This window comes from Sphingobium aquiterrae, assembly GCF_037154135.1.
GTDB classification, from domain to species: Bacteria; Pseudomonadota; Alphaproteobacteria; order Sphingomonadales; family Sphingomonadaceae; genus Sphingobium; species Sphingobium aquiterrae.
In genome coordinates, this window is the sequence record NZ_JBANFL010000016.1 from 112,457 (window position 1) to 124,498 (window position 12,042).

A 12,042-nucleotide genomic window follows, 5' to 3' on the forward strand; every position below is an offset into this window, starting at 1 on the left:
TCTTCATTGGCCCGCCTCTTGCGCGATCAGCACGCCATTCTCAAGCGCCGCGATGCGCCGCGTCACGATTTCGCCCGGCTGCGCCGGTTCGGGCAATGCCACGGGCGCGAAATTTTCGGCATGGCCGGCGCGTCCGCTGCGTTCCACCAGAACATGTTGCTCTGTGCCGACAAGGCCGGACAGCCACGCCGCGCGCCGCTGCGTACAGGCCGCCCGCAGCCGCGCCGCGCGATCCTTGATCGCGGCATGGAGCACCTGCGGCATCCGCGCGGCGGGGGTGCCGGGGCGAGGGGAGTAGGGGAAGACATGGCCGTGGACGACATCGCAGGCTTCGACCAGGCGAAGGCTGTTCTGGAACATCGCCTCGGTTTCCGTGGGGAAACCGGCGATGATGTCCGCGCCGATGGCGATCTCCGGCCGCGCGGCCTTCAGCCGCTCGACCAGCGCGATGGCATCGGCGGCGCTGTGGCGGCGCTTCATGCGCTTGAGGATCATGTCGTCGCCCGCCTGCAGCGACAGGTGCAGATGCGGCATCAGCCGGGGCTCGCCGGTCACGATCTCCAGCAGCCGCTCGTCCATCTCCACGCTGTCAACGGAGGACAGGCGCAGGCGTTGCAGGTCCGGCACATGGGTCAGGATGCGGTCCACCAGCGTGCCCAGCGATTGCTCGCCCGGCAGGTCCGCGCCATAGCTGGTGGCGTCCACCCCGGTCAGCACGACCTCGCCATAGCCCTGCGCCACCATCTCCCGCACCGCGCGCACCACTTCGCCGGCGGGGACGGAGCGGCTGTTGCCGCGCCCCAGCGGGATGATGCAGAAGGTGCAGCGATGGTCGCAGCCATTCTGCACCTCTATGAAGGCGCGCACGCGGTCGGCAAAGCCGCTGGCCAGATGCGGCGCGGTGTCGCGCACGGCCATGATGTCGGAAACCTGCACCCGTTCCTGTGTCGCGAAGGCGGGCGCGGCGAAGGACGCGGCGTCCAGCTTCTCTCTGTTGCCCAGCACCTGCGCCACTTCGGGCATGGCGGCGAACATGGCGGGATCGGTCTGCGCGGCGCAACCGGTGACGACGATGCGCGCATCCGGCCGGGCGCGATGGGCGCGGCGGATGGCCTGCCGGGTCTGGCGCACCGCCTCCATGGTGACGGCGCAGCTGTTGACGATGATGAGGTCGTCGCGGCCCTTCGCCAGCGTCCGCATCGTCTCGCTCTCGGCAATGTTGAGGCGGCAGCCGAGGGTGATCAGCTCCGGCCCAAAACCCTGAGCGCCGGAATCCTGAGCGCCGGAACCCTGAGCCCCGGTGCCACACGCCCCGGTGCCCCCGGCCGTCTTCATCCGAAGGCGTCCCAGTCGGCGGTGCCGTCGAACACATGGGTCGCGGGGCCGGTCATGACGATGTGGCCGCCGGGCTGCCAGTCGATCACCAGATCGCCGCCGGGCAGCGAGACGGTGACGGGCCCGGAAACCAGGCCCAGCCGGATGCCTGCAACGGCGGTGGCGCAGGCGCCGGTGCCGCAGGCGCGGGTGAGGCCCGCGCCGCGTTCCCACACGATAAGGCGGATGTGGTGCGCGTCCACCACCTGCGCGAAGTTCACGTTCACCCGCTCGGGGAACAGTGGATCGGTCTCGATCAGTGGGCCGAGGCGCGCGGCCTCTTCCATGCCGACGCCCGCATTGAAGAAGATGACATGCGGATTGCCGATATTGGCGGCAGACGGCGCGGGCAGGTCTTCCCAGCTCACCGGCATCGTCCGTGTGTCCATGGCATAGGCGAGGGGGATCGCATCCCAGTCGAACCGGGGTTCGCCCATGTCGACGCTGGCGCCGCCGGCCACCTGCTTCGCGTCGAGCAGACCCGCCTTCGTCTCGATCAGCACGTCGCGGCCCACGAACAGCGGCACGCAGCGGGTGGCGTTGCCGCACGCCTCCACCTCGCTGCCGTCGGCGTTGAAGATGCGCATGCCCACATCGGCCCGGTCGGAATGGTCGATCAGGATCAGCTGGTCGCAGCCGATGCCCGCATGGCGATCCGCAATGGCTTGCGCGCGCGCGCTTGTCATCGTGATCGGCGCCTCGCGTGCGTCGATGACGACAAAATCATTGCCGAGGCCATGCATCTTGGAAAAACGACCGTTCATCGCGCGCGATGTAGGGCAGCGGGCCGTCCCTGTCCATAAGCGGGGCCATGGATTCGCGCGCTTAACGGGCCGCTAACCCATGACGTGACATGATCTCGATCAAGGGAGGGCGGTTCCATGCGCTTGGGGAAGATGATCGAGGCCGATCCGGCTGCAAGGGCCGGGCGCTGGGCGTGCGATGCGGTGATCCGGGTGATCGGCACGGGCGAGCGGCAGATGACCGGCCGCGTCGGCAGCATTTCCGAAGCGGGCTTCATCGCCGAATGCGCGGAGCCGGTGCCGGCGGGCGCGATCGTGGCGGTCGATCTGCCCAATCGCGGCGCGGTGCAGGCGGAGGCCCGCTGGCTGCTCGGCTGCCGCTTCGGCGCGCGGTTCCTGCGTTAGGCACGATCGCCATTCCGCCTTGCAAGGCAGCGCGGTGTCATGGGCGGGGCGTGCAATGGAAATGGGGGAAGGTGCCACGCTTCCCTTCTCTCTAGTCTCCAGCATGACGGAAGGATGGTGGAGATTCCCGTCCCGTCCCGCCATCTCTTGCGCATATCCCCATTCTCCGCTAAGGCGCGCCGCATATTCCGGTGATCCCACAGGATTGCCGGGCTCCTAAGACACCTCCAGGGAGCGCATATCGGGCGCTTCGGATGGACGCTGGCCGGCGAGGTTTCGCCCGCCGGCGGTTTTGTCGTTTTGGAGCATGTGCGTTTTTCTGGGCCGTTCCGGTCCGTTGGTTGAGGTGACGATGTTCGATTCGCTGAGCGATCGCCTGGGCGGCGTATTCGACAAGCTTCGTGGGCGCGGCGCGCTCACCGAGGCCGATGTCCGCTCGGCCATGCGCGAAGTGCGGATCGCGCTGCTGGAGGCGGACGTCGCCCTGCCGGTGGTGCGCGATTTCGTCGATAGCGTGACGGAGCAGGCGGTCGGCCATAATGTGCTGCGCTCGGTGACGCCGGGCCAGCAGGTGGTGAAGATCGTCAGCGATGCGCTGACCGCGATGCTGGGTTCGGAAACCGCCGACCTGCTGATCGACGTGACCCCGCCGGCCGTTATCATGATGGTCGGCCTGCAGGGTTCGGGCAAGACGACCTCCACCGCGAAGATCGCCAAGCGGCTGAAGGAAAAGGACCGCAAGAAGGTGCTGATGGCGTCGCTCGACGTCCAGCGCCCCGCTGCGCAGGAACAGCTTGCCGTGCTGGGCACGCAGGCCGATGTCGCGACCCTGCCGATCGTGCCGGGTCAGCAGCCGGTCGACATCGCCCGCCGCGCGCTGCAGGCCGCGAAGCTGCAGGGCTTCGATGTCGTCATGCTCGACACCGCGGGCCGCCTGCATGTCGATCAGGCGCTGATGGACGAGATGAAGGCCGTCGCCGATGTCGCGACCCCGCAGGAAATCCTGCTGGTGGTCGATTCGCTGACCGGCCAGGACGCGGTCAATGTCGCGCAGAGCTTCACCGCGCAGGTGCCGCTGACCGGCGTCGTGCTGACGCGGATGGATGGCGATGCCCGTGGTGGCGCTGCGCTGTCGATGCGCGCCGTCACCGGCCAGCCGATCAAGTTCGCGGGCGTCGGCGAAAAGCTGGACGCGATCGAGCCCTTCCATCCGCAGCGCGTCGCCCAGCGCATCCTTGGCATGGGCGATGTCGTCAGCCTGGTGGAAAAGGCGGCGGAGAGCATCGACGCCGAGGAAGCCGACAAGCTCGCCAGGAAGATGGCGAAGGGCCAGTTCGACCTCAACGACCTGCGCGCGCAGCTGGCGCAGATGCAGCGCATGGGCGGCATTGGCGCGCTGGCGGGCATGATCCCCGGCCTCAAAAAGGCGCAGGCGGCGATGGCGCAGAGCGGCGCGGGCGACAAGTCGCTGGTGCGCATGGATGCCATGATCGGCTCCATGACCGCCGTGGAGCGGGAGCGCCCGGCGATCATCAACGCCAAGCGCAAGATTCGTATCGCCAAGGGTTCCGGCACCACGGTGCAGGAGGTCAATCGCCTCCTGAAAATGCACCAGGAAATGGAAACCGCGATGAAGAAGATCCGCAAGATGGGCGGATTGAAGGGCCTGGGCAAGATGTTCGCCGGCGGCGGGCTTGGCGGCCTGCTGGGCGGCGGCGGTGCCGGTGGCGGGCTCCCCGGCGGGCTTGGCGGGCCGGGTGGCGGGATGCCGGGCCTTCCCGGCGGCGATATGCCCAAGCTGCCGCCGGGCTTCGAAAAGTTCATGAAGAAATAAGTTCAACCCACTCATATCATTTACAAATTAGATTGTATCAGAAAGGTAAGGTTACACTCATGGCAACTTCCATTCGTCTGTCGCGCGGCGGCTCCAAGAAGCGCCCCTATTACAAGATCGTCGTGACCGACAGCCGCTCGCCCCGCGACGGCAAGTTCATCGAGCGCATCGGCAGCTACAACCCGCTGCTGGGCAAGGAAGACCCCAAGCGCGTCGTGCTCGACCTCGACCGTGCGAAGCACTGGGTGGCCGTTGGCGCGCAGCCGACCGACCGCGTCGCCCGTTTCCTCGACGTCGCCGGCGTCAAGGAACGCGCTGCCCGCGTGAACCCGAGCAAGGGCAAGCCGGGCGAGAAGGCCACCGAGCGCGCTGAAGAGCGTGCCGCCAAGATCGCCGAGGCCGAAGAGGCTGCAAAGGCCGCTGCCGAAGCGGCTGCCGCGCCGGCTCCTGTCGAGGAAGCGCCCGCCGAGGAAGCCGCTGCGGTTGAAGAACAGGCTGAGGGCTGAGCCCGATGCACGACGCGCCCGTCACTCTCGCCGCCATTGTCGGCGCGCATGGTGTGACGGGCGAAGTCCGTCTGAAGCTCTTCGGCGAAAGTGTCGAAAGCCTCAAAGGCTATAAGAGCTTCGATGCGGCCGGGCAGGTGCTGACGCTCAAGTCGGTGCGGCCCGGCCCCAATGGCGCCGTTGCCCGCTTCGCGGAAATCCGCGACCGGACTGGTGCCGAGGGGATGCGCGGCACCGCGCTCACCGTCCCCCGTTCCGCCCTGCCGCCGCTGGGCGAGGGCGAATATTATCATGTCGACATGATCGGCCTGCCCTGTGTGAGCGATGCGGGCGATGCGCTTGGCAATATCGTCGCCATCGAGAATTTCGGCGCAGGCGACATCATCGAGGTCGAGCGCCCCTTTCTGGAAGGGGCCAAGGGTCCACGCCGCTTCATGGTGCCGATGCACGCCGTGACGCTGGGCGAAGGGCAGGCGGTCATTGACGCTGTCTTCGTGGAATAGTATATACGGCCTGTATATACGAAAGGCCCTCCGCCATGAGCGAGGAATATCGCGCCAAGGTTTTCAAGTCCGGCAACAGCCTCGCCCTGCGCCTGCCCAAGGCATTGGGGTTGGAGGAGGGCGCCGAAATGCGTCTGCGCGAGGAGGGCGGCAAGTTCGTCTTCGAGCCGATCCCCGCCGAACCGCGCAAGATCGACCTGACGGGCATCGCCGGTTCCATGCCCTGGCTTGAGCCGCTGACGCCCGAAGAACGCGCATTCGAAGAACGCGAACTCGATTGGGACGGGAAGCTGCTCAAACGTGACTGAGCCGCTGTTTCTGCTCGATTCCAACATCATCATTTACATCCTGCGTGATGCTTCGTGCCTGGCTGCGCAGCATGTGCAGCGCTGTGCGGTCGGTTCGGTCGCGACATCGGCAATCGTTCATGGCGAGGTCATGCGCGGCGTGAACATGCGGGAACCCTTGCAAAAGCCCATGGCGGAGCGCTTCTTCGCGCTGGTGCCGGTCCTTCCTTTCGAAATGTCGGCGGCCTTGCGCTATGCGGAATTGCCATTCAGGCGGGGCAATTTCGACCGGCTGATCGCGGCGCATGCGCTTGCGCTCGACCTTACGCTCGTCACCAACAACGAAGCGGATTTTGCCGATATCCCCGACCTGCGCACAGAGAACTGGACGGTATGACCATGCGTAGCCTTGCCTTGATCCTTGCCATACCCATGTTGGTCGCGCCGCTTGCCCCTGTCTTCGCGCAACAGCCCACGTCCATCCCCCCGAAGATCGCCGCCGCGATTCCCCAGATCGACCGCATCTTCGCCGACTTCCAACTGGACAGCCACGCGCCGGGGCTTGTCTACGGCATCGTGGCGGATGGCCGGCTGGTGCATGTGAAGGGGCTGGGCGTGCAGGACATCGTGCAGAAACGCCCGGTCACGCCCGACAGCCTGTTCCGCATCGCGTCGATGACCAAGAGCTTCACCGCGCTCTCCATCCTGAAGCTGCGCGAACAGGGAAAGCTCTCGCTCGACGACCTTGCGGAAAAATATGTGCCGGAAATGCGCGGCTGGACCTATCCGACCGCCGATGCGCCGCGCATCCGCATCCGCGATCTGCTGACGCATAGCGCCGGCTTCGTCACCGACAATCCCTGGGGCGACCGGCAGCAGCCGCTGAGCCAGGCGGAATTCACCAGGATGCTGAAAGAGGGCGTGCCGTTCAGCGGCGCGGCCGGCACGGGTTATGAATATTCCAATTTCGGTTTTGCGGTGCTGGGGCGGATCGTCGCCAATATCGCCGACATGCCCTATCGCAGCTATGTCGAGCGCAACATCCTGACGCCGCTCGGCATGACCGCCAGCGGTTTCGAAGTGACGGAGGCTCCGGCCGAACGCCGCGCCATCGGCTATCGTTGGGAGGAGGGGCGCTGGGAGGACGGGCAGTGGAAGGAAGAGCCGACCATGGCGGACGGCGCCTTCAACGCCATGGGCGGGTTGCAGGTGAGCGCGAACGATTATGCCCGCTATGTCGCTTTCCTGCTCTCCGCCTGGCCGCCGCGCGATGGGGCGGAAGCCGGCCCGGTCGGCCGGGCCTCGGTGCGCATGCTGGCGGAGGGCAGCAATTTCATGAGCATCGCCCAGCGCACCGGCAAGAGCGGGCCGGGCGCCTGCCGCCTTGCCGCTGCCTATGGTTTCGGCATGCGGATTGCGCAGGATTGCGACCTTGGCCTGACGCTAAGCCATGGCGGCGGCTATCCCGGCTATGGCAGCCATGTGCTGCTGATGCCGCAATCGGGGATAGGCATCTTTGTCTTCACCAACCGCACCTATAATGGCGGGGCGCCGGCGGCATGGGATGCGGCGGTGGCGCTGCAAAGAGCCGGCGCGCTGGTCGGGCGGGACATGCCCGTCTCGCCGTTGCTGGCGCAGGGCTATGCCGCCGCCGGGCGTATCTATGCGGCGGGCGACATCATGGCGGCGAAGGACAATCTGGCGATGAATGTCCTGATGGACAGGGACGCGCCTGCCTGGGCCAGGGCGATCGCCGCGGTGAAAGCGAATGTCGGCGCCTGCACGACGGATGCGCCGATCACGCCGACGGGCGCGATGTCCGGCAGCTTCACCTGGACATGCGCCACCGGCCGGGTGCAGGGCGAAATCCTGCTCGCGCCGACGCGCGCCGTGGCCATTCAGGAACTCAAATTCTCCGGGATCAGCCAGTGACCTTTACCGCATTCCTCCCCTGGCTCTATCTCGCCTCGCTGGTGGGCGCTGGCTGGCGGTTGTTCACGCTGCGGTGGCGGCGGTGGCAGCGGGTGCTTGCCGGCGTGATGCTGGCCATCACCGCGCCGATGCTGTTCATCGTGCCGGCGCTGCTGAACCCCATGTCCCCGATCGCCGACCTGCAGATGGCGATGGGCGTGGGCATGCTGGTCGCCGGCGTGGTCGCGTTGACATGCGGGGTGGCGCTCGGCTGGTTCTGGGCCAGGCGTGCCGCATGACATTCGCTGCCCAGATATTGACGCTTTACCCGGAAATGTTCCCCGGCCCCCTTGGCACGTCGCTTGCCGGTCGGGCGCTGGGGGAGGGGAAATGGTCGTGCGATCCCATCCAGATCCGCGATTTCGCCCTGGACCGGCACAAGTCGGTGGACGACACGCCGGCGGGCGGCGGCGCCGGCATGGTGCTGCGTGTCGATGTGCTGGCGAGCGCCGTCGACCATGCGCTGGCACGCCGGCCGGATTTGCCCGTGGTCGCCATGACGCCGCGCGGCGCGCCGGTGACGCAGGCCCGTGTCCGCGCGCTTGCCTCCGGCCCCGGCGCGACCATCCTCTGCGGCCGTTTCGAGGGGTTTGACGAGCGGATTTTCGAAGGGCGCCCGGTCGAGCAGCTCTCCATGGGCGACATCATCCTGTCGGGCGGGGAAATGGGCGCGCTGATGCTGCTGGATGCTTGCATCCGGCTGCTTCCCGGTGTAATGGGCGCCGCTTCCAGTGGGGATGAGGAGAGCTTCGAAAGCGGCCTCCTTGAATATCCGCACTATACCCGACCCGCTGAGTGGGAAGGGCGCACGATCCCGCAGGTGTTGCGATCGGGGGATCATGCGAAGATCGCGGCCTGGCGGAAACAACGGGCCGAGGATGATACACGGCTAAGGCGGCCGGACCTTTGGGAGCGTCACAGGGACGTTCGGGTCGGGTCGCCCTCTGGTGCGCAACGAACGAAGAAGGACTAGAGGCACATGAACCTCATCCAGCAGATCGAGGCGGAGAACATCGCCGCCCTCGCCAAGGACATTCCGGAATTCCGCCCCGGTGACACGCTGCGCGTCGGCGTGAAGGTCGTCGAAGGCGACCGCAGCCGCGTCCAGAATTATGAAGGCGTGTGCATCGCCCGCTCGAACAAGGGCATGGGCAGCAACTTCACCGTGCGCAAGATTTCGTTCGGTGAAGGCGTGGAGCGCGTGTTCCCGCTCTACTCGCCGAACATCGATTCGATCACCGTCGTCCGTCGCGGCGTGGTGCGTCGTGCAAAGCTTTATTATCTGCGCGGCCGCACCGGCAAGCGCGCGCGCATCGCCGAGCGTCGCGACGTCCGTACCGAGGGCTGATCGCTTCGCATCGCATCGCGATGTTCGAAAAAAAACAGGGGGCGCCGGGTCATTCCGGCGCCCCTTTTGTTTTGCCGGCGGGTCGGGGCCTTGCCGGCGGTTCGGGCGGCCATCTGCGTTTCTCCGATATTGCCGTGGAATCAAAAACTTGGGGTTCATTTCCGGCCAGCAATATTTTGTAACAGCCCGATCATAGGCGAGACACCCTGCGTCTCTAGATAATGTCCAGCACCGGCGCGTTCAGACCGTCGGGCCTTTCTAAGGAGACGCATATGAACCGAAACCTCCGCATCGGGGGCGCGCTGCTCTGCCTTGCCGCGATCCCCGCCGCCGCCTCCGCCGGCACCGTCGTCCATCAGGCCGATGTGCCGCACGCCGCCATGCCCGTGAAGGCGACCTACAAGACCCAGTGGGCGGTCACGACCGACGAGATCGCACCTAAGCATGCCGCGCGCCAGCTTCTGCCCGTATGCCGCTGGCAGGCGAGCGTGGTGGTCGCCCGCGAAGTCCATGGGGCCGATGGCGCCATCGGCGCGCTCGCCAAGCCCGTGCATCAGCTGGCCGGCACCAGCGGCACCGAAATGGGCCGCTGCGCCGACGCCAGGGGTCGCATCGACGCGCAGATCGCGCGCCATGCCGACAAGCAGCGCGCGCAAGGCACGCTTGCAGCCGAACAGGACCGTGGCGCGTTGATGGGTGAACTGGATGGCGTGGCGCGACTGGCCGGCAAGGCCGGCTGACGCACTGCCCATCATGGAGGCCCCCCGGCAGCAGACCTGTCGGGGGCGTCCGGCCCCGGCATGGCGCCGGGGCATGCCATCATGTCCCGGTTGAAACATGCCGCCGGGACTTCTAAGTCAATGCCCTGTTACAAAGGCCCCTGTTCCTGATGACTGCCCCCAACGTACTGATTGTCGAAGACGATCCCGCATTGCGGACTCTGGTGATGCGGTCCTTGCAGCAGAATGGCTTTGTCGGCCGCCCAGCCGGTTCCGCGCCGGAAATGTGGAATGTGCTGAACGACATGCCCATCGACGTTGTCATCCTGGACGTCATGCTGCCCGGCACGCAGGGCCTGGACCTGTGCCGCCAGATCCGCCAGCAGAGCGACGTGCCGATCATCTTCGTCAGCGCCAAGGGCACGGAGGTGGATCGCGTCATCGGGCTGGAGCTGGGCGCGGACGATTATCTGGCCAAGCCCTTCGACACCCGCGAGCTGATCGCCCGCATCCGCGCCATCCTGCGGCGCGGACGGATGGATCGCCAGCATGAGGGCGCCGGCCGGCGCGAGGCGCGCTTCGATGGCTGGACGGTGGATTTCCCCCGCCGCGAGGTCCGGTCGCCCAGCGGCGCCGCCGTCGACCTGACCGGTGCGGAGTTCGACCTGCTCACCACCCTGATCGACAACCCCCAGCGGGTGATCGCGCGCGAACGGCTCATCGAAATGTCCCGCGCGCGGCTGGGCGACAGTTCCGACCGCAGCGTCGATGTGCTCATCAGCCGCCTGCGCCGCAAGATATCCCAGACCGGCGGCACGGCCCCGATCGTGACGGTGCGCGGCATCGGCTATATGTTCAGCGCCGAAGTGGAGCGCGTTTGAACGCATGGTTGCATCCGTCGGTGGGGCTGGTCGGGCGTATCCTGGCCATTGTCCTGCTGACGATCCTGATCGAATTCTGCGCCAGCACGGTCCTGTACGACCGCGCGAGCAGCCTGCGCGTGCGCGAGGACGAGGCGCATCGGGTCGCCGAGCATCTCGCCTCCGCCAGCCGGGTGATGATCCAGCGGAACCCGGCGGAACGGCCCGTAGTCGCGGCCCGCCTCTCCAGCAAGAATTTCACGGTTCGCTGGCTGCCCACCATGCCGCCCACGCCGCCGATGTCCGCCGCGCTCATCGATATGCGGGATCAGATCACGGCATGGGAGCCGACGCTCAACGACCATAGCCTGCACCTCTATCTGAAGGAGCCGGGGCGGGGCGGCACCGTGGCCGGCGGCATGATGCTGGCCGACGGCAGCTGGATTGCCTTCAAGGCGCCGCAGCTGGTGGACGAGGGCAAGTTCCGCGTCACCTGGTTCGCGATGATGGGGGTGATCGCCACCGGCGCCAGCCTGATTGCCATCCTGCTCATCCGCTGGACCCTGCGCCCGGTGCGCACGCTTTCAAAGGCCGCCGCGCTGATCGGCCATGGGCAGGAGGTGGAGCCGGTGCCCGAGCAGGGCGGCGGCGAGGTGCGCGGGCTCATCCGTGCCTTCAACGACATGCAGGCGCGCATCCATTCGCTGATCGCCGATCGCACGGAAGCGCTCGCCGCGGTGGGCCATGATCTGCGCACGCCGCTCAGCCGCCTGCAATTGCGGGCGGAGGCGATCGGCGACGCCCGGCTGCGCAGCGCGATCAGCACCGATGTCCGGGAAATGGAGGGCATGGTGTCCTCCCTGCTGGCCTATCTGGGCGGAGAGGACGATCCCGAGCCGCGCCAGCGGGTCGACATCGCCGTGATGATGGCGACGCTGGTGGACGAGGTGGAGGATGCCGGCGGCGTCGCGACCTATGCCGGCCTCGACCATGTGGAGAGCGCCATCCGGCCGGTCGGCTTCAAGCGCGCCATGCGCAACATCGTGGAGAATGCCGCGAAATATGGCGACCGGGTCGCGGTGACCGTGGGGGCGGATGACGGTGCTCTGGTGATCGTCGTCGAGGATGACGGGCCGGGCATCGCGCCGGACAAGCTGGAGGAGGTGCTCAAGCCCTTCGTCCGGCTGGACCCGGCGCGCGGCCGCAATACCGGCGGGCTGGGGCTGGGGCTGGCCATTTCCGTCCGCGCGATCGAGCGGGAAGGGGGCGGGCTGAGCCTCGCCAATCGGGCGCAGGGGGGGCTGTGCGTCACGGTCCGGCTGCCGAAGGAGATTGCCGCCGTCGCGGCCTGAATGAGCGGGGCGGCGTGCTCCGTCCGCCGCTCATTTCCGGCCGGCGCAAGCCTCGGCGGTTGCATCGCGCGCCGATCCTGCCGTTCAGACATAATTCCTCACAAATCCGCTGCGCCGCAGCAAAACCGCATCCCTATTCT

15 protein-coding genes are annotated in these 12,042 nt (G+C 66.9%); 13 read left to right on the forward strand and 2 right to left on the reverse strand.

Going from position 1 to position 12,042, the window contains the following annotated elements:
• Positions 1-3: 3 nt before the first annotated feature.
• Both mtaB and dapF read right to left on the reverse strand, forming a co-directional pair.
• The gene (gene mtaB / locus WFP78_RS17125; RefSeq protein ID WP_336965064.1) at positions 4-1,335 is read right to left on the reverse strand and encodes a tRNA (N(6)-L-threonylcarbamoyladenosine(37)-C(2))-methylthiotransferase MtaB; all 1,332 of its coding nucleotides are present in this window, start codon (positions 1,333-1,335) and stop codon (positions 4-6) included.
• Positions 1,332-2,138 (reverse strand): diaminopimelate epimerase, encoded by an 807-nt coding sequence (dapF, locus tag WFP78_RS17130; protein ID WP_336965067.1) that lies wholly within the window; start codon positions 2,136-2,138, stop codon positions 1,332-1,334. The genes mtaB and dapF overlap by 4 nt, the downstream gene beginning before the upstream one ends.
• Positions 2,139-2,255: 117 nt before the next feature.
• Here dapF and WFP78_RS17135 point away from each other — a divergent pair, with 117 nt between their 5' ends.
• The 13 genes from WFP78_RS17135 to WFP78_RS17195 all read left to right on the forward strand — a co-directional run bounded on the left by WFP78_RS17135 (position 2,256) and on the right by WFP78_RS17195 (position 11,902).
• Entirely contained in the window at positions 2,256-2,522 is a 267-nt protein-coding gene (locus WFP78_RS17135) for a hypothetical protein (RefSeq protein ID WP_336965070.1), read from the forward strand.
• A 352-nt stretch (positions 2,523-2,874) separates the two neighbouring features.
• The gene (gene ffh / locus WFP78_RS17140; RefSeq protein WP_336965072.1) at positions 2,875-4,356 is read left to right on the forward strand and encodes a signal recognition particle protein; all 1,482 of its coding nucleotides are present in this window, start codon (positions 2,875-2,877) and stop codon (positions 4,354-4,356) included.
• 59 nt (positions 4,357-4,415) lie between these two features.
• A complete protein-coding gene (gene rpsP, locus WFP78_RS17145) occupies positions 4,416-4,862 on the forward strand; it encodes a 30S ribosomal protein S16 (RefSeq protein ID WP_336965075.1) in 447 nt (148 codons plus the stop codon).
• Between the two features lie 5 nt (positions 4,863-4,867).
• Positions 4,868-5,365, forward strand: a complete 498-nt coding sequence (gene rimM, locus WFP78_RS17150) for a ribosome maturation factor RimM (protein ID WP_336965077.1) — start codon at positions 4,868-4,870, stop codon at positions 5,363-5,365.
• A 35-nt stretch (positions 5,366-5,400) separates the two neighbouring features.
• On the forward strand, positions 5,401-5,673 hold the full coding sequence (locus WFP78_RS17155; protein ID WP_336965080.1) for an AbrB/MazE/SpoVT family DNA-binding domain-containing protein: 273 nt from the start codon (positions 5,401-5,403) through the stop codon (positions 5,671-5,673).
• A complete protein-coding gene (locus WFP78_RS17160) occupies positions 5,666-6,049 on the forward strand; it encodes a type II toxin-antitoxin system VapC family toxin (RefSeq protein WP_336965083.1) in 384 nt (127 codons plus the stop codon). The genes WFP78_RS17155 and WFP78_RS17160 overlap by 8 nt, the downstream gene beginning before the upstream one ends.
• Positions 6,050-6,084: 35 nt before the next feature.
• The gene (locus tag WFP78_RS17165; protein ID WP_419722994.1) at positions 6,085-7,584 is read left to right on the forward strand and encodes a serine hydrolase domain-containing protein; all 1,500 of its coding nucleotides are present in this window, start codon (positions 6,085-6,087) and stop codon (positions 7,582-7,584) included.
• Complete coding sequence (locus tag WFP78_RS17170) at positions 7,581-7,862, forward strand: hypothetical protein (protein WP_336965087.1); 282 nt, start codon at positions 7,581-7,583, stop codon at positions 7,860-7,862. The genes WFP78_RS17165 and WFP78_RS17170 overlap by 4 nt, the downstream gene beginning before the upstream one ends.
• Positions 7,859-8,596, forward strand: coding sequence for a tRNA (guanosine(37)-N1)-methyltransferase TrmD (gene trmD / locus WFP78_RS17175; protein WP_336965090.1), 738 nt, complete (start codon positions 7,859-7,861; stop codon positions 8,594-8,596). Before WFP78_RS17170 ends, trmD begins: the two co-directional genes overlap by 4 nt.
• A 6-nt stretch (positions 8,597-8,602) precedes the next feature.
• Positions 8,603-8,971, forward strand: a complete 369-nt coding sequence (gene rplS / locus WFP78_RS17180) for a 50S ribosomal protein L19 (protein WP_336965093.1) — start codon at positions 8,603-8,605, stop codon at positions 8,969-8,971.
• A 272-nt stretch (positions 8,972-9,243) separates the two neighbouring features.
• Complete coding sequence (locus WFP78_RS17185; RefSeq protein ID WP_336965095.1) at positions 9,244-9,711, forward strand: hypothetical protein; 468 nt, start codon at positions 9,244-9,246, stop codon at positions 9,709-9,711.
• 149 nt (positions 9,712-9,860) lie between these two features.
• Entirely contained in the window at positions 9,861-10,571 is a 711-nt protein-coding gene (locus WFP78_RS17190; protein ID WP_336965098.1) for a response regulator transcription factor, read from the forward strand.
• Entirely contained in the window at positions 10,568-11,902 is a 1,335-nt protein-coding gene (locus WFP78_RS17195; protein ID WP_336965100.1) for an ATP-binding protein, read from the forward strand. Before WFP78_RS17190 ends, WFP78_RS17195 begins: the two co-directional genes overlap by 4 nt.
• Positions 11,903-12,042: the final 140 nt, after the last annotated feature.

Excerpts from the sequence above, each read along its gene's own strand:
- WFP78_RS17185 (WP_336965095.1), top strand. The coding sequence starts at position 9,244 with ATGAACCGAAACCTCCGCATCGGGGGCGCGCTGCTCTGCCTTGCCGCG.
- WFP78_RS17190 (WP_336965098.1), top strand. The coding sequence starts at position 9,861 with ATGACTGCCCCCAACGTACTGATTGTCGAAGACGATCCCGCATTGCGG.
- rplS (WP_336965093.1), top strand. The coding sequence starts at position 8,603 with ATGAACCTCATCCAGCAGATCGAGGCGGAGAACATCGCCGCCCTCGCC.
- dapF (WP_336965067.1), bottom strand. The coding sequence starts at position 2,138 with ATGAACGGTCGTTTTTCCAAGATGCATGGCCTCGGCAATGATTTTGTC.
- WFP78_RS17165 (WP_419722994.1), top strand. The coding sequence starts at position 6,085 with ATGTTGGTCGCGCCGCTTGCCCCTGTCTTCGCGCAACAGCCCACGTCC.
- ffh (WP_336965072.1), top strand. The coding sequence starts at position 2,875 with ATGTTCGATTCGCTGAGCGATCGCCTGGGCGGCGTATTCGACAAGCTT.
- WFP78_RS17155 (WP_336965080.1), top strand. The coding sequence starts at position 5,401 with ATGAGCGAGGAATATCGCGCCAAGGTTTTCAAGTCCGGCAACAGCCTC.
- mtaB (WP_336965064.1), bottom strand. The coding sequence starts at position 1,335 with ATGAAGACGGCCGGGGGCACCGGGGCGTGTGGCACCGGGGCTCAGGGT.
- rpsP (WP_336965075.1), top strand. The coding sequence starts at position 4,416 with ATGGCAACTTCCATTCGTCTGTCGCGCGGCGGCTCCAAGAAGCGCCCC.
- trmD (WP_336965090.1), top strand. The coding sequence starts at position 7,859 with ATGACATTCGCTGCCCAGATATTGACGCTTTACCCGGAAATGTTCCCC.
- rimM (WP_336965077.1), top strand. The coding sequence starts at position 4,868 with ATGCACGACGCGCCCGTCACTCTCGCCGCCATTGTCGGCGCGCATGGT.
- WFP78_RS17135 (WP_336965070.1), top strand. The coding sequence starts at position 2,256 with ATGCGCTTGGGGAAGATGATCGAGGCCGATCCGGCTGCAAGGGCCGGG.